Annotated in this window: 20 protein-coding genes; 15 read left to right on the top strand and 5 right to left on the bottom strand. The window is 60.5% G+C overall.

The features are described from left to right. Positions 1-196: 196 nt before the first annotated feature. The 3 genes from rplM (at position 197) to argC (ending at position 2334) form a co-directional block, all read left to right on the top strand. A complete protein-coding gene (rplM, locus tag QF629_02965; GenBank protein MDP6012496.1) occupies positions 197-661 on the top strand; it encodes a 50S ribosomal protein L13 in 465 nt (154 codons plus the stop codon). 3 nt (positions 662-664) lie between these two features. Next, positions 665-1195, top strand: coding sequence for a 30S ribosomal protein S9 (gene rpsI, locus QF629_02970; protein ID MDP6012497.1), 531 nt, complete (start codon positions 665-667; stop codon positions 1193-1195). 92 nt (positions 1196-1287) lie between these two features. Then, complete coding sequence (gene argC / locus QF629_02975; protein ID MDP6012498.1) at positions 1288-2334, top strand: N-acetyl-gamma-glutamyl-phosphate reductase; 1047 nt, start codon at positions 1288-1290, stop codon at positions 2332-2334. Between the two features lie 155 nt (positions 2335-2489). Here argC and QF629_02980 read toward each other — a convergent pair whose 3' ends face one another. Beyond that, entirely contained in the window at positions 2490-3239 is a 750-nt protein-coding gene (locus QF629_02980) for an SDR family oxidoreductase (protein MDP6012499.1), read from the bottom strand. Between the two features lie 5 nt (positions 3240-3244). Then, complete coding sequence (phaC, locus tag QF629_02985; protein ID MDP6012500.1) at positions 3245-5038, bottom strand: class I poly(R)-hydroxyalkanoic acid synthase; 1794 nt, start codon at positions 5036-5038, stop codon at positions 3245-3247. A 179-nt stretch (positions 5039-5217) separates the two neighbouring features. On the opposite strand from phaC, the gene QF629_02990 reads away from it, so the two are divergent. From QF629_02990 to QF629_03030, 9 genes are read left to right on the top strand one after another with little or no spacing between them, the layout of a single operon-like run. Continuing rightward, on the top strand, positions 5218-6255 hold the full coding sequence (locus QF629_02990; protein MDP6012501.1) for an OmpA family protein: 1038 nt from the start codon (positions 5218-5220) through the stop codon (positions 6253-6255). A gap of 48 nt (positions 6256-6303) precedes the next feature. Continuing rightward, positions 6304-7521: an LL-diaminopimelate aminotransferase gene (locus QF629_02995; GenBank protein ID MDP6012502.1), complete on the top strand. Its 1218-nt coding sequence runs from the start codon at positions 6304-6306 to the stop codon at positions 7519-7521. Then, positions 7518-8807, top strand: a complete 1290-nt coding sequence (locus tag QF629_03000; GenBank protein MDP6012503.1) for a homoserine dehydrogenase — start codon at positions 7518-7520, stop codon at positions 8805-8807. Before QF629_02995 ends, QF629_03000 begins: the two co-directional genes overlap by 4 nt. A gap of 39 nt (positions 8808-8846) precedes the next feature. After that, positions 8847-9836, top strand: coding sequence for a class II fructose-bisphosphatase (gene glpX / locus QF629_03005; protein MDP6012504.1), 990 nt, complete (start codon positions 8847-8849; stop codon positions 9834-9836). Then, entirely contained in the window at positions 9836-11626 is a 1791-nt protein-coding gene (gene recJ, locus QF629_03010; protein ID MDP6012505.1) for a single-stranded-DNA-specific exonuclease RecJ, read from the top strand. Before glpX ends, recJ begins: the two co-directional genes overlap by 1 nt. After that, positions 11623-12504: a UTP--glucose-1-phosphate uridylyltransferase GalU gene (galU, locus tag QF629_03015; GenBank protein MDP6012506.1), complete on the top strand. Its 882-nt coding sequence runs from the start codon at positions 11623-11625 to the stop codon at positions 12502-12504. The genes recJ and galU overlap by 4 nt, the downstream gene beginning before the upstream one ends. Positions 12505-12513: 9 nt before the next feature. Then, a complete protein-coding gene (locus tag QF629_03020; protein ID MDP6012507.1) occupies positions 12514-13830 on the top strand; it encodes a UDP-glucose/GDP-mannose dehydrogenase family protein in 1317 nt (438 codons plus the stop codon). A gap of 16 nt (positions 13831-13846) precedes the next feature. Continuing rightward, positions 13847-15223, top strand: a complete 1377-nt coding sequence (locus QF629_03025) for a phosphomannomutase/phosphoglucomutase (GenBank protein MDP6012508.1) — start codon at positions 13847-13849, stop codon at positions 15221-15223. A gap of 14 nt (positions 15224-15237) precedes the next feature. Continuing rightward, positions 15238-15969, top strand: a complete 732-nt coding sequence (locus QF629_03030; GenBank protein ID MDP6012509.1) for an isochorismatase family protein — start codon at positions 15238-15240, stop codon at positions 15967-15969. Here QF629_03030 and QF629_03035 read toward each other — a convergent pair. Then, the gene (locus tag QF629_03035) at positions 15947-17215 is read right to left on the bottom strand and encodes a serine hydrolase (protein ID MDP6012510.1); all 1269 of its coding nucleotides are present in this window, start codon (positions 17213-17215) and stop codon (positions 15947-15949) included. The two genes, QF629_03030 and QF629_03035, sit on opposite strands and share 23 nt — an antisense overlap. 248 nt (positions 17216-17463) lie before the next feature. On the opposite strand from QF629_03035, the gene QF629_03040 reads away from it, so the two are divergent. The 3 genes from QF629_03040 to clpA all read left to right on the top strand — a co-directional run bounded on the left by QF629_03040 (position 17464) and on the right by clpA (position 20899). After that, a complete protein-coding gene (locus QF629_03040; GenBank protein ID MDP6012511.1) occupies positions 17464-18003 on the top strand; it encodes a phasin family protein in 540 nt (179 codons plus the stop codon). A 201-nt stretch (positions 18004-18204) separates the two neighbouring features. Beyond that, positions 18205-18537 carry an ATP-dependent Clp protease adapter ClpS gene (clpS, locus tag QF629_03045; protein MDP6012512.1) on the top strand — a complete coding sequence of 111 codons (333 nt, stop codon included), beginning with the start codon at positions 18205-18207 and terminating at the stop codon, positions 18535-18537. Positions 18538-18571: 34 nt separating this feature from the next. Beyond that, positions 18572-20899, top strand: a complete 2328-nt coding sequence (gene clpA, locus QF629_03050; protein ID MDP6012513.1) for an ATP-dependent Clp protease ATP-binding subunit ClpA — start codon at positions 18572-18574, stop codon at positions 20897-20899. 122 nt (positions 20900-21021) lie between these two features. On the opposite strand, the gene typA is transcribed toward clpA, so the two are convergent. Both typA and QF629_03060 read right to left on the bottom strand, forming a co-directional pair. Then, positions 21022-22845 (bottom strand): translational GTPase TypA, encoded by a 1824-nt coding sequence (typA, locus tag QF629_03055; protein MDP6012514.1) that lies wholly within the window; start codon positions 22843-22845, stop codon positions 21022-21024. Then, the gene (locus QF629_03060) at positions 22835-23779 is read right to left on the bottom strand and encodes an NAD(P)-dependent oxidoreductase (GenBank protein MDP6012515.1); all 945 of its coding nucleotides are present in this window, start codon (positions 23777-23779) and stop codon (positions 22835-22837) included. The genes typA and QF629_03060 overlap by 11 nt, the downstream gene beginning before the upstream one ends. Positions 23780-23783 lie beyond the last annotated feature (4 nt).

Raw genomic sequence — 23783 nt, forward strand, 5'->3', positions numbered from 1 at the left:
GGGGGCTCCTCGATTTCAGCCAAGTGGGGCAGATTAGCGGTTTGTCTCAGCGGCTGCTACGATGGTATAAGGTATTATATTACCTATAAGTTAAAGTCCTGCAATCATGAATAAAATCTTCATTGACAGACAAATTTCTGCGGCCATACTGCGCGCCTTACGACCCGACTGACACTGTGAACCGGACAGCGCTGTTATGAAGACCTATTCAGTCAAGCTGAGCGACGTGGAGCAGGGCTGGTTTGTGATCGACGCCGAGGGCGTGGTGCTTGGTCGCCTCGCCACTGAGATCGCCCGCCGCCTGCGTGGCAAGCACAAGCCGACCTTCACTCCGAACATGGACTGCGGCGACAATATAGTCGTGGTTAATGCCGAGAAAGTGCGCCTGACCGGTGCCAAGCGGGACAAGAAGGTTCACCAGTGGCATACCGGCTATCCCGGCGGTATCAAGTCACGCACTTATGGTGTCATTCTCGAAGGCGCGCATCCGGAGCGGGTGATCGAGCTAGCGGTGAAGCGCATGATTCCGCGCGGGCCTTTGGGCCGAACCCAGATGGGCAAGCTGCACATCTATGCTGGCGACGAGCATCCGCACGAGGCGCAAAAGCCAGAGAGTCTGGATTTTGCTGCCCAGAACCCGAAGAATGCGAGGAGCGGGTAACCGATGGCCGACGAAAAACGCACCCTCGATGATTTGAAGGACATGGTGGAAGGCGCTGCCGCCCAGGCTGAGGGCGGCAACGATGGATCTGTCGTCGCGCCGCTAGCGCCTGAGGAAATCGCCGTAGAGCAGCCGGAAATCGATTCTCTCGGCCGCGCCTATGCCACGGGCAAGCGCAAGAACGCGGTTGCCCGCGTTTGGATTAAACCGGGTAGCGGCCGAGTGATGGTGAATGGCCGCGACCAGGAGGTCTACTTTGCCCGTCCCGTGCTACGCATGATCCTGCGCCAGCCTTTCGAGGCGGCGGATCGCAACAACCAATACGATGCGGTCTGCACGGTGTCCGGCGGCGGTTTGTCTGGCCAGGCCGGCGCGGTGCGCCACGGCATCAGCCGGGCGCTCATCCGGTACGAGCCGGCGCTGCGGCCGGTGCTCAAGCAGGGTGGCTTTCTAACGCGCGATTCTCGCGTCGTGGAGCGCAAGAAGTACGGCAAGCCGAAAGCGCGCAAGAGCTTCCAGTTCTCTAAGCGCTGATTGGGCTCTCCCGACAGGTTTTATCGCGGGCGCCCGGCAGCGGGCGCCCGTTTCTTTATGTATAATCATCAGGCAGGCGAAGAGGGCAGGCCATGAGCGAGACCAAGATCACCATCGCCGTGCTTGGCGCCAGCGGCTACACGGGCGCCGAGATGCTGCGCATCGCCGCAACGCATTCGGCTATGCATATCGTGGCGCTGACCGCTGAGCGCCGGGCTGGGCAGGATGTGGGTGCGGTCTATCCTCATCTCGCCGGCATGGGCCTACCGCCCATGTGCAAGATCGAGGAGATGGGCTGGCAGGGTGTGGATGCGGTGTTCTGTTGCCTGCCGCACGCCACCACGCAAGAAGTGGTCGCGAGTCTGCCAGAACACCTCAAGGTGATCGACCTCTCGGCCGATTTTCGGCTGCGTGACGAAGCGATCTACGCCGAATGGTACGGCCATGAGCACCTGGCGCCGGCACTGCAGCCCGAGGCAGTCTATGGCCTGACTGAGCATTATCGAAGTGAGATTGCCAAGGCGCGCATCGTCGCTTGTCCTGGCTGTTATCCGACCTCGGCGCTGTTGCCCTTGCTGCCCATCGTTGCGGCGGGCCAGATCAAGGTGGGCGATATCGTCATCGATTCCAAGTCGGGTGTCACTGGTGCTGGGCGGACACCGAAGGAGGGCACGCTCTATGCTGAGGTGGCCGAAGGTATCCATGCCTACGGTATTGCCCAACACCGACACGCGCCGGAGATAGAGCAGGAACTCACCGTGGCTGCGGGTCAGGCGATTACGGTGAATTTCACGCCGCATCTGGTGCCCATGAACCGGGGCATTCTCTCGACCATTTATGTACGTCTAGTGAACGGCGTCGATATTGCGGCCTTGCGGGCGAGCTTGCGGGCGGCCTATGACGACGAGGCCTTCGTGCGCCTGCTGCCTGAGGGCCAGACTCCGGCCACCCGGCACGTGCGCGGCTCCAACCATTGCCTCATCGGTGTATTCGAGGACCGCGTGCCCGGCCGCGCCATCTTGGTCTCAGTGCTCGACAATTTGGTTAAGGGGGCCGCCGGCCAGGCTGTGCAGAACTTCAACGTCGCGTTCGGCCTGCCCGAGACTATGGGTCTGGAGAGCCAGCCGCTATTTCCATGAGCGGGTTGCCGGCCGAGGACAGCCCACCACGACAACCACAAAGATGCTAAAACCGGACGAAAAATTCGAGCGTAACGGCGGTCCATATGCAGAGGAACAAAACGAAGCAAAGAATGATCAAACTGAGCATTATAGGCGTCGCCGTGCTGCAGCCCTCAGACATGCTGGCCGCCGTTGATATGGATTTCTGCACCGTTGATGTAGCTCGATTGCTCAGAACAGAGGAAATAGATGGTCTTCGCGACCTCTTCCGGGGCACCGAGCCGGCGCATGGGAATGTCCGGTAGCAGTGCTTTCTCGGTGCCCGGCGAGAGGATGGCGGTCTGAATCTCGCCCGGTGCAATGGCGTTGACGCGGATGCCATAATGCCCGAAGTCTGCCGCCATCTCGCGCGTCAGCGAAGCCAGTGCCGCCTTCGATGTCGCGTAGGCTGCGCCCGCGAAGGGGTGCACGCGACTGCCGGCGATGGATGTTACGTTGACGATGGCGCCCTGGGCCGCCTTCAGTTCCTCGATGAGACCGCGCGCGAGCGCGATAGGGGCAAAAAAATTTACACGAAAAACGCGTCGCCAGTCGTCCATGTCCGTCTCCAGTGTGTCGAGACGCTCGCCATCGGTCCCCTTGATGGAGATTCCGGCATTGTTGACCAATGCCTCCAGCGGCGCGCCGTTGAGCATCTCGCGCAAACGCGCGATGCGGTCGTGCAACGTCTCGGTGTCGCCGAGGTCGATCTGTAAGTGATCCTCAGGGCCGGCTTCCCATGGGCAGTCTTCGGGAAAGGCCTGGCGCGAACACGTGATCACCCGCCAGCCGGCACTGGAAAAGCGCTTGACCGTGGCGTGGCCGATGCCGCGGCTGGCGCCGGTCAACACGATGGTCTTGCGGGGGGTATTGGGCAACGCCATGACGTCTACCTTTCCTTCTGGATCACATAGGTGCCGGGCGCCGGACAAAGCGGTTGCAATGCTCTGTCACCCGGTGTTCTGGCAGCCACCATGGGGCCAGCGTGGCGACTCTGCCATTTGTGCCAATCCTGCCACCACGAGCCGTTTTGCTGCACGGCGCCTTCGAGCCAGGTCTCGGAATCCTTGGGCTTCTTGGTGTTCGTCCAGTGGGGGTATTTAGCTATCGCAGGGGCATTGGTGACGCCGGCTATATGGCCTGAGCCTGTCAACACAAAGCGCACCGGGCCACCATAACAGTGTACGCCGGAATAACAGCCTTGCCAGGGCGCAATATGATCCTCCTTGGCAGCCAGCAGATAGGCCGGCACGCTGATCGCGCCAAGGTCGATCTGCTGGCCAGAAAGGGTGATCCCGCCGGGCTGCACTAACAAGTTCTTCTGGTACATGTTGCGCAGATAGAAGGCGTGCATCGTCGCTGGCATGCGTGTCGAATCTGCGTTCCAGTAGAGCAGATCAAACGGTGCTGGATCCTTGCCGAGCAAATAGTTATTTACGACAAACGACCAGATTAAATCTTTGGCACGCAGCATGTTGAAGGCGGTTGACATGGCGCTGCCGTCGAGCATGCCGCCTTGCTCCTCCATGCGCTTCTCCAGCGCAGCGATCTGGGTATCGTCGATAAAGACACCAAGATCGCCGGGTTCCGAGAAATCGAACAAGCTTGCCATGAACATGGCCGAGCGAATGCGCTCGTCACCAATAGCCGCAAGATAGCCGAGGGTAGAAGCCAGCAGCGTGCCGCCAAGGCAAAGCGATGCTGCGACGACCTCGCGCTCTCCTGTAGCCTGCTCGATGGCATCGAGTGCTTCGAGCGGTCCCTCACGCATATAGTCCTCGAAGTTTTTGTCCGCGAACTCCGGCCCCGGGTTGACCCAGGAGATGGCGAAGACCGTATAGCCCTGATCGGTGGCCCATTTGAGGAGCGAGTTCTGGGGGCGCAGGTCAAGCACATAGAACTTGTTGATCCACGGTGGCACCACCAGCAACGGCCGTTGGCGCACCGTCTCAGTGGTTGGCTGATATTGGATCAGCTCCATCAGCTCGTTGCGGAAGACCACCTGACCGGGGGTCGCGGCTATATTGCGGCCGATCTCGAACGCGTCATCATCGGTCATGCTGATCTTTAGCTCGCCGCCACCGCGCTCGAGATCGGCTAGCATATTGTAGAGCCCGCGCACCAGGTTGTCGCCATTGCTGTCGACGATCGCCTCTATCACGGCCGGGTTGGTGGCGGCGAAGTTGGTCGGCGCCATAGCATCGACGAACTGGCGCGTATAGAAATCGACCTTGCGCGCGGTCTCGGGATCGAGATCGTCGATACCCTCTACTATGCCTTGCAGGTAGCGGGCGCTGAGCAGATAGGACTTCTTGATGGTCTCGAACACCAAATTTTTCTGCCAAGCGGGGTGGCGGAATCGGTGGTCGTCCGGGGCGGGCGCAATAGTCTCGGTGTTGTCATCTGGTGCCTGACCCAGCATCCGCTCCACGGTATTCTGCCATAGAGATATCTGCAACTGGCAGAATTTTATCTGAGCCTTGGCTAGCTGTGCCGGATCGGCCATCAAGCGCTGGGTCATGGCAGTAAAGGCTGCGACGATAGGTGCCAGGTTTTGGGCCGAGGTGGTGCCGGCTGGCGACACCGTCATCTGCTGCATGATGCGCTGGCTGCCCTCGGCAGTGTAGCTCCATGTCCCGGCCGGGATTTTTCCTGTCTCCGATTGCTGATGTTGACTCGACACGGCCCTTTTGCCTTTCGTTGTTCGCGCAAGTCGGCAATTGCCGCACCCCGCGTCCTCAGCGCTTGTGTCGCCTTGCCGATGTTATAGACTTGCCGTGTAGCACTTCGTTGACCCGTGCCCAGGTATGGTGCTGACGCGACGTCAGCTGCTGGCTCGACCAACAGAGGCCAATATCGACCATGACTTTACTTAGCTCCAGCGGCGCAGTTCTGCAAGTTGCCACAGTTGTCGCCTTGACGGCATCGCTAGCCGCTTGTTCGTTGGTTCCAGATGAACTCAATCCCGCTGAGTGGATCGGTGCGATCGATAGCCAGGAAGGCAACGATGACGCCTTGAGCTCTGAGGAGAAGGCCCGCATCGAAGCGGAGAGTCAACAGGGTATTCCGGGCGAGGAGGATCCGTTCCCTGAGCTTGGTGCTGTCCCGGGCGGAGCGCCGGTGGTGACCAGCTTCGACGAGCGCGAGGATATTGCCGAGAGTCTGATCGCCGACCGTGCCAACGTCGATTACGTAGACAATCCTGCGGCAAATGACGCCAAGCTGGCGCGCCGGGCCGCCGATTTGGTCGCGTCGCCGCCGCCGGGTGGCGAAATGGTGCCTGGGACCGCGCCGGTCGAGGAGCCGATGCCGGTATCGTCTCCACGTATCGAGGTCGTCGATGTCGAAACCGCGGAACATGCACCTGTACCGATGCCTGAACCTGAGATGGTGCCTGTTGCGACCCCGGTCGTCACGGCGCCGCCTCTGCCTCCGCCACCACCGATCACGCTGAATCCTGAGGTCGTCGGAGAAGCGGCAGAGAATCCCATGCCGTCGCCCGAGACCTTCCATGCGGGCGGGGTGCAGCGCTTGCTCCATGCTGGGGTGATCTATTTTGTGCACGGCTCGACCGGTCTGTCGACACGGGACAAGGAGGTGCTGGCCGGAGTGGTGGAGGCCCACAAGGTCCATGGTGGTAGCGTGCGTATCGTCGGCCATGCCAGCCGGCGCACCGATTCCACGGATTCCGTCAAAGCGAAGATTGCTAATTTCAGCATCGCCCATGACCGCGCCCGTGTCGTAGCCCTGGAGATGACCCGTCTCGGCATCCCGGCTGACCGCATCTATATCCACTCGATGTCGGACCAGGCCCCGGCCTATTCCGAAGCCACAACCCATGGCGAGGCGGCCAATCGGCGGGCCGATATCTATCTGGATTTCTACAGCGGTGCGCAGTAGACCCCTGGAGACCAGAGGTCGCCAGTGCCGCGTCAAGCGACAGGTTATATGAGCGAAGAATTCGAACGTATCGAGAGGCTGCCGCCTTACGTCTTTGCAGAAGTCAACGAGATGAAGCGTCGTGCCCGTGTGGCGGGGCGAGACATCATCGACTTTGGCATGGGCAATCCGGACACCGGGACGCCGACGCATATTGTCGACAAGCTCGTGGAAGTGGTGCGCGATCCACGCACCCATCGCTACTCAAACTCCCGCGGCATCCCCGGCCTGCGCAAGGCGATGGCGGCATATTACCAACGCCGCTTCGGGGTGGCGCTTGATCCGGAGAGCGAAATAATCACGACCCTGGGCTCCAAGGAAGGCCTGGCCAACCTCGCCCAGGCGATGGCGGCGCCTGGTGACATCATCCTGGCACCGAATCCGAGCTATCCGATCCACCCCTACGGCTTCGTGATTGCCGGAGCGACGGTGCACGATGTGCCTTGCGGGCCTGGCATCGACACCTTGGAGGAGCTGGAGCGCGCCGTTTCCGCTTGCCCGAAGAGACCGAAGGCATTGGTGCTGAACTTTCCCAATAATCCAACTGCCGAAGTAGTTGACTTGGACTTTTATGAGCGCGTGGTGGCGTTCGCGCGTGAGGCTGGCATCTACATCCTGTCCGACCTCGCATATGCGGAGATCTTCTTTGATGACGAGCCGCCGCCGTCGATCTTGCAGATCCCCGGCGCCCGCGACATAGCGGTAGAATTCACGTCGCTCAGCAAGACCTATTCTATGCCCGGCTGGCGAATCGGTTTCGCTGCAGGCAATGCGCGGCTGATACGCGCCCTGACCCGGATCAAGTCGTACCTCGACTATGGCGCTTTCACGCCGATCCAGGTGGCGGCGACGGCGGCGCTGAAAGGTCCGCAGGGCTGCATCGCCGATATCCGTGCTCGCTATCGCGAGCGCCGCGACGTGCTTGTGGAAAGCTTCGAGGCAGCCGGCTGGTCTATCCCGGCACCGCGCGCGACCATGTTCGCCTGGGCGCCGATTCCTGAAGCCTGGCGCGAGGTCGGCTCGCTCGAATTCTCTAAACGCCTGTTGGCCGATGCCGAAGTTGCGGTTTCGCCCGGCATCGGCTTTGGTACTTTGGGTGAGGGTTTTGTGCGTATCGCGCTGGTGGAAAATCGCCAACGCATTCGCCAGGCGGCGCGTAATGTTAAGGCGTTTCTGGCCCAGGCCCAGCCGGCCGCCGCGGCGTCGCGCCGGGTGGTGATATCATGAGCGCGCCATTGCGTATCGCCGTCGGGGGCCTCGGCACAGTGGGCGTGGGCACGGTCTCGCTGCTGCGCGAAAACGCCGCCCTGTTATCGGTGCGTTGCGGGTGTGCCATTGAGGTGGTGGCCGTCTCGGCCCGCGACCGCACCAAAGACCGCGGCATCGATCTCGCTGGGCTTGAATGGGTAGACGATCCCGTGGCCCTTGCCAATACCGGGTGCGACGTGGTGGTCGAGTTGATCGGCGGCGAGAATGGTCCGGCCCTGGCTTTGGTCGAGCAGGCGCTGGAGCGGGGCAAGGCGGTGGTCACGGCCAATAAGGCGCTGATTGCCCATCACGGCGAAGCGCTCGCCAGCATTGCTGAAGCTAATGACGCGCCATTGGCATTCGAAGCTGCGGTTGCCGGCGGCATCCCCATACTCAAAACGCTGCGTGAAGGCCTGGCCGCCAACCGTGTCAGCCGCGTTACCGGCATTCTCAATGGCACCTGCAACTACATGCTGAGCGATATGCGGGCGACGGGTGCGCCCTTCGACAAGGTGCTGGCTGAGGCGCAGCGACTGGGGTATGCCGAGGCCGATCCGACGTTCGACATCGATGGCGTTGATGCTGCCCACAAGCTCGCCATTCTTACCGGCCTGGCATTCGGCTGCCGCATTGACTTTGGCTCGGTCCACATCGAGGGGATCCGCCATATCAGCCCGCTCGATATTGCCTTTGCCGACGAGCTCGGTTACCGCATCAAGCTGCTCGGTATTGCCAGCCGCGACGAGGCCGGCTTGGTGCAGCGTGTCCATCCCTGTATGGTCGCGCAGGGCGCGGCCATCGCCGCAGTCGAAGGTGTGATGAATGCGGTCCTTGTTAAAGGTGATTTTGTCGATGCCACAGTATACGAAGGGCGCGGTGCCGGTGCTGGTCCGACGGCATCAGCAGTCGTAGCAGATATAGTGGACATCGCCCGGGGTAGCCGCACTCCCGCTTTTTCGGTGCCTGTGGAATCACTTGAGACCGTGGCGACTCTACCCATACAAGAACGCGTCGGACCTTATTACATCCGCCTCATGGTGGTTGATCAAAGCGGTGTCTTTGCCGATATAGCCGCCTGCTTGCGCGACCATGAGGTGTCCATGGAATCTCTGATTCAGCGCGTGCGCAGCCCGGACGATCCAGTGCCTGTTGTGATAACCACACACGATGTGCGCGAGGCCGCCATGACGGCCGCTCTCGAGCAGATAGCGGCACTTGATACGGTGCTCGAACCGCCGCGTATGATCCGTATCGAATCATTGTAGACTCGCGATGGCAGGCCACCTCTGCAGGAGGAGAATCTCATGACGAACACGGATACACTCGATCGTAATTTGGCACTCGAGGTGGTCAGAGTGACAGAGGCGGCGGCTCTGGCCTGTGCCAAGCTGACCGGCCGCGGCGACGAGCGTGCTGCGGATCAAGCCGCGGTCGATGCTATGCGAACGGCTCTTAATGCGGTCGCGATCGATGGCGAGGTCGTGATCGGGGAGGGTGAGCGGGACGAGGCGCCGATGTTGTTTATCGGCGAAAAGGTTGGCGCTGGTGGGCCGAAGGTGGATATCGCTCTCGATCCCCTCGAAGGCACGACGATCTGCGCCACTGGCGGCGCCAACGCGCTTTCGGTAATTGCCATGGCGACCGACGGCGGCTTCCTCAATGCTCCCGACGTCTACATGGACAAGATCGCGGTCGGCGGCAGCTTGCCACTGGAGGTGGTTGATCTCGATGAGACGCCGGAAACCAATCTTAGAAATTTGGCCAAGGCAAAAGGCATCGAGGTTAACGACTTGGTTGCGTGCATCCTCAACCGACCGCGCCACGAGGAGTTAATCACCAAGGTCCGTGAGACGGGTGCGCGCATCCAGCTTATCCAGGATGGTGATGTGGCCGGCGTCATGGCAACGTCGAGCAACGATACCGGCATTGATATCTATCTCGGTAGTGGCGGCGCGCCGGAAGGCGTACTGGCAGCAGCGGCGTTACGCTGTATCGGCGGACAGATGATGGGCCGCTTGATATTCCGCAACGACGACGAGCGTGGGCGTGCCCACAAGCTCGGTATTGAGGATCTAAACCGCAAATACACCATGCTCGATATGGCCCATGGCGAAGTGATGTTTGCCGCCACCGGCGTGACCGATGGCTCGATGCTGCAGGGTGTGCGGCGGACTCCGAACGGGGTCAGCACCCAATCGGTGGTCATGCGCTCGAAAACCGGTACCGTGCGGGTGATCAGTGCCGACCATGATCTCAAGCGCAATCCGGCGATCGAAGGCGCCGAGATCGTGTAGTGAGTAACGAGCGGGCCTTTCTCGGGGTTGAGCGCTCGCTGGGCGGACGGCGTTGGCGCAGCCGCCTCGATGACGATCGTCTGGCCCTGACTCTAGCCCAGGTCCGCGACCTACCCGAGCCCTTGGCGCGCGTGCTTGCCGCGCGTGGGGTCGCGGTTGACGAGATCGACTCCTATCTGGCACCGTCCTTGCGGCAAATGATGCCCGACCCGTCGTGCCTCAAGGATATGGACGCGGCCGCCGGCCGACTTGCCCAAGCGGTGCGGGACGGAGAACTGATAGCCCTGTTCGGCGATTACGACGTCGATGGTGCCACCGCCTCGGCCATGCTGCGGCTGTTTCTAGAATCCGTTGGAGGACGCGTGCGCCCCTATATCCCCGACCGCCTGCGTGAGGGCTATGGCCCCAACGCTCCCGCCCTATCACTGTTGGCAGGCGAGGGCGCGAGCGTCGTGGTTACCCTGGACTGCGGTATATCCGCGCACGAGCCGCTGGCCAAGGCGACAGCCGACGGCATGGCGGTGATCATTGCCGATCACCATCTAGCCGGGCCCTCTCTGCCGACTGCCCATGCCGTGGTCAATCCTAATCGGCTCGACGACCTAAGCGGCCTTGACATGCTGGCTGCTGTCGGTGTCGCGTTCATGTTGGCGATTGCGACTAACCGGGTACTGCGGGACAGCGGTTGGTACACGATGCGAAACGAGCCCGATTTGCGGCAGTGGCTCGATCTCGTGGCGCTGGGAACCATTTGCGATATGGTGCCGCTGGTGGGTCTTAATAGGGCCCTGGTCAGACGCGGCCTCGATGTCATGCGGCGTCGCGGCAATGTTGGCCTGGCGACTCTCGCCGACGTGGCCGGTGTTGATCGTTCGCCCGATACCTATCTCGCTGGGTTCGTTCTTGGTCCGCGGATCAACGCAGGTGGCCGCGTCGGCCAGGCCGATCTCGGTCATCGCCTGCTAACGAGTGGAAATGCCGCCGCGGTCCTGCCTCTGGCACGCGCACTTGAGCAACACAATAAAGAACGCAAGGCGATCGAGCACACCGTGACAGACGCCGCCTTGCGTGAGGCGCAGGCACTGGCTGACCGTGCTGCTCTGGTGGTGGCTGGCGAGGGTTGGCATGGCGGTGTTATCGGTCTCGCCGCTAGCCGGCTTGCCGACCGTTACGGCCGCCCCGCCCTGGTGATCGGTTTTGATGGCGATGAAGGGAAGGGCAGTGCGCGATCCTTGCCCGGAATCGATATCGGCACCATCGTTACGGCCGCCTGTCAGGCAGACCTTCTCCAGGCTGGCGGCGGCCATCCCATGGCAGCTGGGTTTACGGTGGCACGTGAGCGTCTGGGCGCCTTCCGCAGCTTTGTCGAGGCGCGCGTCGCGGCTCAAGCCAAGATGGTGGGTGGGCCCAGCCTCGGGCTCGATGGCGCCATGATGGTCGGAGCCGCAAGCCGCGACCTCATCGCCATGCTGGCCGAGGCTGGCCCCTATGGTGCTGGCAATCCAGAGCCGCGGTTTGTTTTTCCGGGATGTCAAATAGCCCATGCCGCGGTGGTTGGCAGTGAGCATGTCCGTTGCCGTCTTGTGGGCGAGTCTGGTGGCAGCCTGTCTGCCATCGCGTTTGGGACTGCGAGCCAACCGGTCGGCGAAGCACTGTTGGCAGCTCAGGGTCGGCCGCTGCACGTAGCGGGGCATTTGCGCGAAAATCGTTGGCGCGATCGGGTCGAGGTGCAAATGGTAATCGACGATGTGGCAAATGTTGCGGCGGCCATGACGGAGCAGGCAGCATGACGCGCGTGCGCAAGGCGGTTTTCCCCGTCGGTGGCCTGGGGACACGTTTTCTCCCTGCGACTAAGGCCATGCCAAAGGAAATGTTGTCCATCGTTGATACGCCGCTCATAGAATATGCAGTCGAAGAAGCACGTGCCGCGGGCATCGAGCAGTTTATTTTTGTCACCGGCCGCGGCAAGGCCGCCATCGAGAATCATTTTGATCATTCCTTCGAACTTCATCACGTGCTGGCAAACAAAGGTCAGGCGGCGCTGGAAGAGATAGTAAAGCGCTCGCGCTTACCTGCCGGTACCGTCTCCTATACCCGCCAACAGGAGCCGCTGGGTCTGGGCCATGCGGTCTGGTGCGCTCGTCACTTGGTAGGCAACGAGCCTTTTGCAGTCCTTCTTGCTGATGATTTGATCAAGGCAGAGACGCCCTGTCTGGCCCAAATGCTGGCAGTGCACGAGACGGTCGGTGGCAATCTGGTGGCGGTGATGGATGTACCTCGCGAGCACACCTCGCGCTACGGCATTCTCACCCCCGGTGAGGCAGACAGCCACCTCGTTTCCGTCGAAGGACTCGTGGAGAAGCCGTCGCCTGAGGCTGCACCGTCCACGCTTGCAGTGATCGGCCGTTATATCCTTGATGGTGCAATATTTGATCGTTTGGCGACCTTGGAAGGTGGGACAGGGGGTGAAGTCCAGCTCACGGATGCGATGGCCATGTTAATAGGGGAGCAGCCGTTCCATGGCTATCGGTTCGTGGGAGAACGTTACGATTGTGGCAGTAAGCTGGGTTTTCTGGAGGCGACTCTTGCCTTCGCTCTTGACCGTCAGGATCTTACCGCAGGGCTGAGATCGCTTCTGCGAAAGTACGCCGAACAACACCGAGAATAAAGGTACATTATGCGTATCGTCATTGTTGGCTCCGGCTACGTCGGTTTGGTTTCGGGCGCTTGTTTTTCCGAATTCGGCGTGGACGTGACCTGCATCGACAGCGATTCAAAAAAGATCAAAAAGTTGAAGGCCGGTGGTACTCCAATCTATGAGCCAGGGCTCGATAATCTTGTGGCGCGCAACGTTGCTGCGGGGCGTCTGGCGTTCTCGACCGAACTTGCGCCGGCGGTCGACGGCGCTGATGTCGTCTTTATCGCTGTCGGCACGCCGAGCCTGCGTGGCGACGGCCATGCCGATCTTTCCTATATCTATGCCGCGGCGGAAGAGATCGCTGCAGCGCTGACGGAGCGCACCGTAGTTGTCACAAAGTCCACTGTTCCGGTCCACACCAGCCTCGAGGTCGAGCGTGTGATTGCCAAGTGTCGGCCGGATTTACAGCCGGGCAAGGATTTTGACGTGGCCTCGAACCCAGAGTTTCTGCGCGAAGGCTCAGCGATCGAGGATTTTATGCACCCTGACCGTGTTGTGGTCGGCGCCGAAAGTGAACATGCGCGGACCGTTCTGGGTGCGCTTTATCGACCGCTCTATCTGCGCGAGACGCCCATTGTCCATACCGCGCGCGAGACTGCGGAACTGATCAAGTACGCGGCTAATGCCTTTCTCGCCACCAAGATCACTTTTATAAACGAGATCGCTGATCTTTGCGAAAAGGTGGGCGCGGATGTGCAGCAGGTTGCCAAGGGGATGGGGTTGGACAACCGCATCGGGCCTAAGTTTCTGCATCCAGGACCGGGCTACGGCGGTAGCTGCTTTCCTAAGGATACTCTGGCGCTGGTACGTACGGCGCGGGAATATGGCGCACCGACGCGCATTGTTGAGACGGTGGTTGAGGTCAATGAGGGGCGCAAGCAGGCGATGGCTAATAAGGTCGTGGCAGCTTGCGGTGGCTCGGTAGGCGGCGCCACTATCGCCGTGTTTGGGCTTTCCTTCAAGCCTAATACCGACGATATGCGCGATAGTCCAAGCCTGAACATCGTACCCATCCTGCAGGCGGCTGGTGCGAGTGTCCGGGCCTATGATCCCAAGGCAATGGATGTGGCTGCGCCCATGCTACCGGGCGTAGAATTCGGCGATTCCGCCTACGATATCGTGGATGGCGCTAACGCTCTCGTGATTGTTACGGAGTGGAACCAGTTTCGCAGCCTCGATCTACAACGTCTGAAGGCGGCCATGCGTACACCCGTGGTCGTCGATCTACGCAACATCTATCAGCCGGCGGAGATGGCCGCGGCTGGTTTCACTTATGTCAGCATAGGCCGGCCATGAGCGGTAAGACTGCGTAATGGGGCTTGATCCGGAAATTTTACGCGCCTACGACATTCGCGGTGTCGTCGGCGAGAGTCTGCGCGAGATTGATGCGTGCGTCCTCGCCCAAGCCTATGCGACAGTGGTCGGCCGCGAGTGCGGCTCGGCCCGCATATGTCTAGGCTACGATGGGCGCCTGTCCTCTCCTGCCCTGGCCGAGGCCGTCACGGCAGGTTTCTGCGCGGCCGGTGCCGAGGTGATTCGTATCGGCTGCGGGCCGACGCCGATGCTCTATTTCGCGGTAAAGACCTTGGCTGCGGATGCCGGTATGATGATCACCGGCTCCCACAATCCGCCTGACCACAACGGCCTCAAGATGGCCCTAGCCGGCCAGGCTTTTTATGGCGATGACATTCAACGGCTTGGCCGTCTTATTGCAGTTGGCGACCTTGCCACAGGAGAGGGCAGCGTACGAGATTGGGATGTCAGTGAGGCCTATGTCGAGGCCTTGCTCGGCGCCTACCGCCCAGAGACTGGGCTCAAAGTTGCCTGGGATGCTGGTAATGGCGCTGCTGGCGAGATCATGGCGCGATTGGCGGAGCGGCTGCCGGGGACGCACCATCTGTTGTACGAAACTATCGACGGCACTTTTCCCAATCACCACCCCGACCCGACTGTTGCTGTGAACTTAGAAGCGCTCATTGAGACAGTGCGCCGCGAGGGCTGCGATATTGGTGTCGCCTTCGATGGCGACGGCGACAGGCTGGGCGCCGTTGACGGCGCGGGGCGGATAATCTGGGGCGACCAGATTCTCTGCCTGGTCGCCGGCCCCGTGCTGGCCGAGCGCCCGGGTGCTACGGTGATTGCTGATGTGAAGGCTTCGAGCGTGCTCTTCGAGCGCATTGTCGCGCTTGGCGGTGAGCCCTTGATGTGGCGTACCGGACATTCGCCGATCAAGGCCAAGATGGCTGAGGTCAAGGCCCCGCTCGCGGGCGAAATGAGCGGGCATATTTTCTTTGCCGACCGCTACTACGGCTTCGACGATGGTCTCTACGCTGCGGTACGTCTGCTTGAGACTGTGGCCTTGAGTGGTGTGAGCGCGGCAACCTTGCGCGATTCTCTGCCCGCCATGCTCAATACGCCGGAGCTTCGCTTCGATTGCGATGACAAGCGTAAGTTCGCTGTGGTCGGAGAGGTGGCCGGGCGCTTGCAAAAATGCGGTGCTGATGTCATCGATATTGACGGTGTACGCGTCAATACCGCTGACGGCTGGTGGTTGCTGCGTGCCTCGAACACCCAGCCGGTATTGGTGGCGCGCTGCGAGGCCCGCGATAAGGCGGGGCTTGCCCGTCTCAAGGCAGCATTGGTCGAACAGCTGGGCGCAAGTGGTGTTGCTCCCCCAGACGGTCTCTAGCAAGGGAACTCGCTATGACAGGTCTTGTCGGCCAGCTGGCTGAACAAATGCCGGTGGCGCTGGAGGAGGTCACGGTGGCAGGGCGCGTTGGCCTGGTTATCGTCGATGAGGTCAACGGTTTTGCCACGGTTGGTGCTGGAAATCTGGCACCGGCGAAGCCGAATGAGCAGGTATCCCGTATGGTTGCCGAGACCAACTCTCTGGCGCATGAGTTTCTAGACCGGGGTGGTCCTGTGCTGGCCTTTCTCGACACCCATGAGCCCGGCAAGCTCGAGCCGCCCTACCCGCCTCATTGCGAGCGCGGCACAGGCGAGGAGGAGCTGGTGTGCGAGATCGCCTGGCTTGCCGATGCTGATGGTGTGACGCTGGTCCGCAAGGACTGCATCAACGGTTTCGTCGGTGCTATCGATGTCGACAGCGGCGCCAATCGTATAGTCGACTGGGTCAACGGGCATGTCCTGGAAACAGTGGTTGTGGTCGGGATCTGCACGGACATATGCGTCATGGACTTTGTGTTGACGTTCCTGTCCGCGCGCAATCACGGCCTGATGCCGTCGCTCACGGAGGTCATTGTGCACGAGCCGGCCTGCGCCACGTACGACCTGCCGCGTGCCGCCGTGGCCGAGCTCGGTCTACCGGTGAGTGCAAGTCATCCGCAGAGGCTGACCCATCACATGGGGCTCTATTTCATGCATTCGCGGGGCGCGCGTCTAGCAAGCAGTGTCAGCTGGTCGGGCGCGCAATAATACAGGGCAGATTGCGTGCCCAGAGGGACGAGCAGGCATCCTGTGCTTCTTGCTTAGTCAGCCCCTGGTGTCGCGCCCGGTAAAGGGTGCCCTGGTTGTCCTCCACCGGCATGATGTGACGCCCAGTGCCGAGACGTAGCGCGGGCACGACGCGGGCCGCCGTATCGAGCGCCTGCTCCGCTGCGTCGCGCCTTGAGAAAGCCCCGACCTGAATCGCCCAATCGTGCTCCGGTGAGAACAGTACTGGTGGGATGCTCTCGGGCCTTTTGGTAATTGCCACTGCGGCCGGCTTCGGTAGGGCCGATGCCGCGATCGCGAAGTCGATATCGGGCTTGGGTCTGGGGCGCGCTACAATTGTCATTGTACGGCTGATGCCCCCCACATCAGCAAAAGCGCGGTCTACTATGCGGCGCATCTTTGCGTCGCGCTTGCGCCCGGTCTTGCCGCCCAATATTACGGCGATGATGTGTTGGCCGTCGCGTTGTACAGAGGCTGCCAGGTTGAAGCCAGAGGCTCGAATATAGCCGGTCTTGATGCCGTTCATACCCGGATAATTACTAAGCAGCTTGTTGGTGCTGCGATAGACAGTGCCGTTATATTCGAACGATCTGTTGGCGAAGAAGTGTGTGAACTGGGGAAACTTACTATAGAGCGCACGGGCGAGGCGGGTGATGTCGCGTGCTGTCGTCTGCTGTCTCGGATCGTGTAGGCCAGAGGCATTGCGGAAGGTGGTGTGCTTCATGTTTAGCCTGCGCGCCTTGCGCGTCATCAACATTGCAAAGTTAGCTTCGCTGCCTGAGAAATGCTCAGCGATCACCGTGGCGACGTCGTTGGCCGACTTGGTTGCGAGCGCCAGAACCGCATCGTACAGGCGGATCGTCGTCCCCGCTTTCAGGCCGAGCTTGGATCGCGGTTGTCCCGCCGCATTCGCCGAGACGGCCAACTCGTCGCTCAGGGCCGTACCGTCTGCCTCGACCGCCTCGAAAACCAGGTACAGCGTCATCATCTTGGTCAGAGACGCGGGATAATTCAGTGTGTCAGGATTGGCCGCATGCAAGACTTGACCGCTGTCCGCATCAATCACTATCGCAGCATAGCCGGCTTCCGCGGCGCGATGCGGCGACAAAACGACGAGCACTATTGCCAAGCCAGCGATAAACACTGTAAGCCCCGTCAGGCGCAGACTTCGGTGCAAGTGCGTGATTGCCAACGGCAGCGGACCACCCATCCCCACATCAACGCTCAAGGTTAGACAACCTAGAGCGATTCTTTAACGTTTTCAAAGGAAAGCAGCGAAAATTTACGGTGGTATAATGGGAAATCCTTGAGGTAGTCTCATTGCACCGCCAATAATTTTTTATTGCAGCGCACAAATATCATTGACAATTAGTATAATTTTCCCCATTTACTCGCATAGTGCGATGCACAAATTCGTTTTGAGTAGCGACGTCAAGGGCGATTACTGTTTTGCGTTCAGCGTGAGGAAAGAAAAACATGACAGACACGACCCAGAAGGGCAGGAAGGGCGCCACCAAAGCCACCGCATCGGGCGAGGCCGCCGCTGCCAACGACTTTTTTGCCATGAGCCAAAAGGCTACCGAGGACTGGTTCCGCGCCGGCGCCGAGGCTTGGACCGGCAATTACGATGCCTGGAGGGCGCTCAATACCGATAAGACCGCATCCTTTGGCGATTGGGAAGGGGTTGCTGAGCAGGGCCGCGAGAACCTCGATGCCTGGGTGGCCAGCAGCAAGATTGCGGTCGAGGGCATGGGCGCCATCGCCGGCAAGCTTGCCGATCGCGTAACCGCTTCGATGGCTGCGGGCATTTCTGTCTCGCGCGTGATGCTAGGGTGCAAGGACGTGCAATCCCTGGTCGAGGTGCAGAGCGAGCAGGCACGAAACGCTTTTGACAACTGGATGTCCGACAGCAATAGCCTGAACAAAATAACCACAGAGACTGCGGTTAAGGCAGCCGTGCCCATCGGCCGCTGCGTCAATACCGTCATCGACAAGGCAACGAAAAGCGCCGCCTGAAGAGAAACGATATGGTTTTTTCGGCCTGGCCCGGTATCCCTGATGCCGGGTCGTCTTTTTTCAAGCCTTTAACTGCGCCTTGAGAGTTCGATATTATATTTATACGGGAACGGTCGGCGCGCGGCGCGGCGACCCAATGAGGTGTGTTGAGCGGATTCGATGATTGATCATCCTCCTATCGAGGCGGTGCACAGAGAGCGCATGAGCGATGACGGTGACAGTGGCGAGGGCGCTGGCCGTTCCGGTACCGGGCTCGCGACGCGCACTAAGCCCAAGACCAAAAAGCCGTCTATGTATAAGGTCTTGATGCTGAACGATGACTATACTCCGATGGAGTTTGTCGTATATGTGCTAGAGAGGTTCTTTCAGATGTCGCGCGAGCAGGCGACACGGATCATGCTCCACGTACACCAACGCGGCGTCGGTATTTGCGGAGTTTACTCCTACGAAGTGGCGGAAACCAAGGTGACCCAGGTGATGGATTTCGCACGCCAGAACGAACATCCTCTGCAATGCACCTTGGAAAAGGACTGAGCGGGCGCCGCTAAGCACCCGGGAAAGGGCACGGATGCTGTCGAAGATGCTTGAAGAGACCCTGCACCGAGCCTTGGCCGATGCCAATGGCCGACAACACGAGCTTGCCACGCTGGAGCATTTGCTGTTGTCCCTGACCGAGGACCAAGATGCCGTAGCTGTGCTGCGGGCCTGCAATGTCGACGTGGATAAGCTGCATCACGCCCTCGAGGCCTTTCTCGATGAGGAATTGGGCGGCCTGATGGTCGACCAGGCGGTGACCGATGCTAAACCGACGCCGAGCTTCCAGCGTGTCGTCCAGCGTTCGGTGCACCATGTGCAGATGTCGGGCCGCGAGGAAGTGACCGGCGCCAATGTGCTCGTCGCTATCTTCTCCGAGCGCGAATCTCATGCCGTCTATTTTCTGCATGAGCAGGACATGACGCGTCTCGATGCGGTGAGCTATATCAGCCACGGTATCGCCAAAGCCCCTGGTGCCTCCGAATCGCATCCGCCAAGCGGTACGGACGAGGCAGATGACGACGGCGAGCAGGTCGTTAAGCAGGGCACCGAGGCGCTCGATGCCTATTGCATCAATCTCAATGCGAAGGCGGCTGATGGCCGTGTCGACCCGCTGATCGGCCGCGATGACGAAGTGGAACGCGCAATTCAGGTGCTCTGCCGGCGGACTAAAAACAATCCCTTGTTCGTAGGAGATTCTGGTGTCGGCAAGACGGCCATCGCCGAAGGGCTGGCCAAGCGTATCGTGGATTCGGAAGTGCCGCAGGTGCTCGCCGGTGCCACCATGTTCGCCCTCGACATGGGCGCGCTGTTGGCCGGCACGCGCTATCGCGGCGACTTCGAGGAACGGGTGAAGGCGGTGCTCATCGAGCTTGAGAATTTCGATGGCGCCATTCTATTCGTAGATGAGATCCACACCGTGATCGGTGCCGGCGCCACCTCGGGTGGTGCCATGGATGCCTCGAACCTACTTAAGCCGGCGCTGCAAAGCGGCAGCCAGCGCTGCATGGGTTCGACAACCTACAAGGAGTACCGAAACTACTTTGAGAAGGACCGGGCCCTGGTGCGGCGCTTCCAGAAGATCGACGTCAATGAGCCGAGCGTTGAGGACGCCATCGAGATTCTCAGTGGTCTCAAGCCCTATTACGAGGAATATCACGATGTCGAGTACACGCCCGATGCGCTGAAGGCTGCTGTCGAACTGTCGTCGCGTTATATTGGCGACCGCAGGCTGCCGGACAAGGCGATCGACGTGATCGACGAAGTCGGCGCAGCACAAGCGTTGCTGGCCAAGGAGGAACGCAAGAAGGTCATCGATACCGATGAGATCGAGCGCATCGTCGCGAAGATCGCGCGCATTCCACCGAAGACCGTCAGCCGCGACGACAAGCAGATGATGGGGTCTCTGATCACCAATCTGAAGACCGTGGTGTTTGGCCAAGATCCAGCTATTGAGGCGCTGACTAGCGCCATCAAGTTGTCGCGCGCAGGCCTGCGCGCGCCCCCGAAGCCCAGCGGCCGCGATCTTTTCTGCCGTCCCACCCCTGTCGGCCAGAACGAGGTGGCGCGACAGCTCGCCATAATCATGGGCATCGAACTGATCCGCTTCGACATGTCGGAATATATGGAGCGCCACACAGTGTCGCGACTTATTGGCGCGCCACCCGGCTATGTCGGCTTTGACCAGGGTGGCTTGCTAACCGACGCCGTCGACCAGCATCCCCATGCGGTATTACTGCTCGACGAGATTGAGAAGGCGCATCCCGACCTATTCAACATACTTTTGCAAATCATGGACCACGGCAAGCTCACTGACCACAATGGCAAGCATGTAGACTTCCGCAACGTCATCCTGATCATGACCACCAATGCTGGTGCTATGGACCTCGCTAAGCCTGCCATCGGCTTCGGTCGGGAGGCCCGAGAGGGCGACGATGAGGAGGCTATCAATCGCATGTTCTCCCCGGAGTTCCGTAATCGTCTCGATGCGGTGATCAGCTTCGCCAATCTCAGCCCCGAGGTTGTGCATCGCGTAGTCGATAAGTTCATCGTCCAGCTTGAAGGCCAGCTTGCCGATCGCAACGTTACCATCGAGCTTTTCGACGAAGCGCGCGACTGGCTCGCTAAGAAGGGTTATGACCGGCTCTATGGCGCGCGACCTTTGGCACGCGTGATTCAGGAGTATGTCAAGAAGCCGCTCGCCGACAAATTGCTGTTCGGCGAGCTGATCGATGGCGGCCACGTCAAGGTTACGGTACATGACGGCAATCTAGCCTTTGATATTGACATCTCCGGTATCGTTCAGAAGACGGATTCTGACGGTGAGGATGACGAGAAAATCAGCGAACCAGTTGATAGTTGATAATATATTGTCTAACTATTCGTCGGTAATATATTCAAGATAGACTTCCACGATCGTTGATCGCGCTCTGGCTGAGATCGAGGCGTGGCATGTTATGGTTGTTGACAGAAATGATGGCGGTTTTATGAGTCCACGGCTGCGCGCCTGGCCGCGCGTTTGCGTTCGTGCGGATCGAGGTTGCGCTTGCGCAGGCGGATGGCCTGCGGCGTTACCTCGACCAACTCGTCGCCGCCGATATAAGCGATGGCCGCCTCGAGTCCCAGCAACCGCGGCGGTGTCAGTCGCACGGTGTCATCCTTTCCGGCGGCGCGGATATTGGTGAGCTGCTTGGCCTTGAGAGGATTGACTTCGAGGTCGTTTCCGCGGGTGTGCTCACCGATGATCATGCCCTGATATACGGGATCGCCAGGCTCGATGAACATCGGTCCGCGGTCTTCGAGTTGCCACAAGGCATAGGCTACGGCCTTACCGGCGGCGGTCGATATAAGCACGCCGTTGCGGCGCTCGGCCACTGGCCCGCGATAGGCCTCGTAGCCGTGGTAAACGCGGTTGAGCACGCCGGTACCGCGGGTTTCGGTAAGGAACTGGCCATGATAGCCGATCAGGCCGCGCGAGGGCGCATGGAAGACCAACCGTGTTTTATCCTTGCTGCCGGGGCTCATCTCGAGCAGGCTGCCCCGTCTCTCGGCAACGGATTCGACGACCACGCCTGCATAGGACTCGTCAACATCGATCACCACTTCCTCGATAGGCTCGAGGCGTTGGCCGGTCTTCGGGTCGTCACGGAACAGTACGTGCGGGCGGCCGATGGCAAGCTCGTAGCCCTCGCGGCGCATAGTCTCGATGAGCACGCCCAGCTGCAACTCGCCACGGCCTTCGACCGAGAAAACATCGGCACTGTCGGTATCGTTAACACGGATGGCAACGTTACCCTCGGCCTCGCGGCTAAGGCGCGTCTTGAGTATGCGGCTGGTTAGCTTGTCGCCGTCGCGCCCAGCTAGCGGCGAGGTATTGACCGCGACCGTCATGACAAGCGTCGGCGGGTCGATGGGCTGTCCGACAAGCGCGGTCCTGACTTCCGGTGCGCACAGCGTATCGGCAACCGTAGCATTCTCCAGGCCAGCGACGGCGACGATGTCGCCAGTTCTCACGCGTTCCACCGCCACGCGCTCGAGGCCGCGAAAGGTGAAAAGCTTGGTGGCGCGGCCCTGTTCAACGACGTTGCCTTCACCGCGTAAGGCTTTAATCTGTGTGTTGGCTGAGAGTGTTCCTGAGGCGACGCGTCCGGTCAGTACGCGCCCTACATAGGGATCGGCTTCGAGCAGGGAGGCAAGCATCGTAAACGGTGCCGCCTCATCGCCATCTGGCGGCAACACGTGTTTGATAACGGTCTCAAAAAGTGGCCTCAATCCGGCTTTCTCGGCGGCGAGGTCGCTCACCGCCCAGCCTTCCTTGGCGGAGGCGAAGAGGTAGGGGAAGTCGAGCTGCCTCTCGCTGGCGCCGAGTGCCGAGAACAGGTCGAAGATCTCGTCGAGCGCCTGCTCGGCCCGGTGTTCGGCTCGGTCAACCTTGTTGATTACCACGATGGGACGTAAGCCCAGCGCCAGCGCCTTGCCGGTGACGAACTTGGTCTGCGGCATCGGCCCCTCGCCGGCATCGACCAGCACCAGCACGCCGTCGACCATACTGAAAATACGCTCGACCTCGCCGCCAAAATCAGCGTGGCCCGGTGTGTCAACGATATTGATGCGAGTTTGGGCCCAGGTTACCGAGGTACATTTGGCGAGAATTGTGATGCCGCGCTCGCGCTCCAAGTCGAAGGAGTCCATGGCGCGTTCGGCCATGTTCTGGTTCGCACGTACGGCTCCTGATTCGCGCAGTAGCGCGTCCACCAGTGTGGTTTTGCCATGGTCCACGTGAGCGATGATGGCGATGTTACGGCGCATTGCGAAGGTCAGAAATGCTGTCGGCGCAGGCTGTTTCAAGGCTGTAAGTGGCAGTATAACCAACATGATCGGTGAACTTTTGTCCGGAAACTAGGGGGTAGGTCAGCGCCGGATCGATATCGGTCGTGGTCACTTCGAGGTTGGGTGAGAGGCCTTTCAGCACTGCGACGATCTCGTGCAGCGATGGCGCATAAGCCTGCAAGTTATAGATGGCATCAAGCGGGCCCTTATGGGTGATGACGCGCGCGAAGGCCTCTGCGACATCTTTCACGTACATCAGGTCGAGCGGTATGGTCGAGACCTCGAGGGCGGTGCTGCCGCCGTCCGCTGCAGCCTGAAACAGGTTAACGAGCTGCGTCGCGGCACCGCGATACCAGAGACCAGCGCCGAAGATCACCGGCAGGCGCAGGCCGGTGACGGGCACGCCTTTAACATCCCGATAGAATCCCGCGACGTCCTCTGCTAGCACCTTGGTCAGGCCATAGAAGGTCTCCGGCAAACGCGGCGCCTCTTCGTTGACCGGGTCAGGACCGTAATGGTGCGGGGCGCCGTAGACCGCGAGCGTGCTCGCCCAAAATAATCGCTCGACCCCGCGTTCCTCGCAGGCGGCGAGCAGATTGCGAAAGCCGCCGACATTGACGCTGAGCGCACTGGCCTCGTTCTCGCGCGCCGCGGCGAGCAGGCCGTTACCGCTGCCGCCATAGGCGGCGAGGCCGACCACGAACTCGGGCCGGGCGATGGCAAGCGTCGAGGTCAGTGCCTCGTCGTCCTCGACACTGCCTTCGATGAGCATGATGTCGGCCAAGTCGTGCTCGCTCAGGCAGGGCTCGGGGCCCGGCGCGAACACTGTGACCTCATGGTTGTCTTTGATTAAGCGGCGAACCACATGGGCACCAACGAAGCCGCTGCCACCGGTGACGAGGATACGGGCCATGGGC

Source organism: Alphaproteobacteria bacterium, assembly GCA_030739735.1.
Taxonomy (GTDB): domain Bacteria; phylum Pseudomonadota; class Alphaproteobacteria; order UBA7887; family UBA7887; genus UBA7887.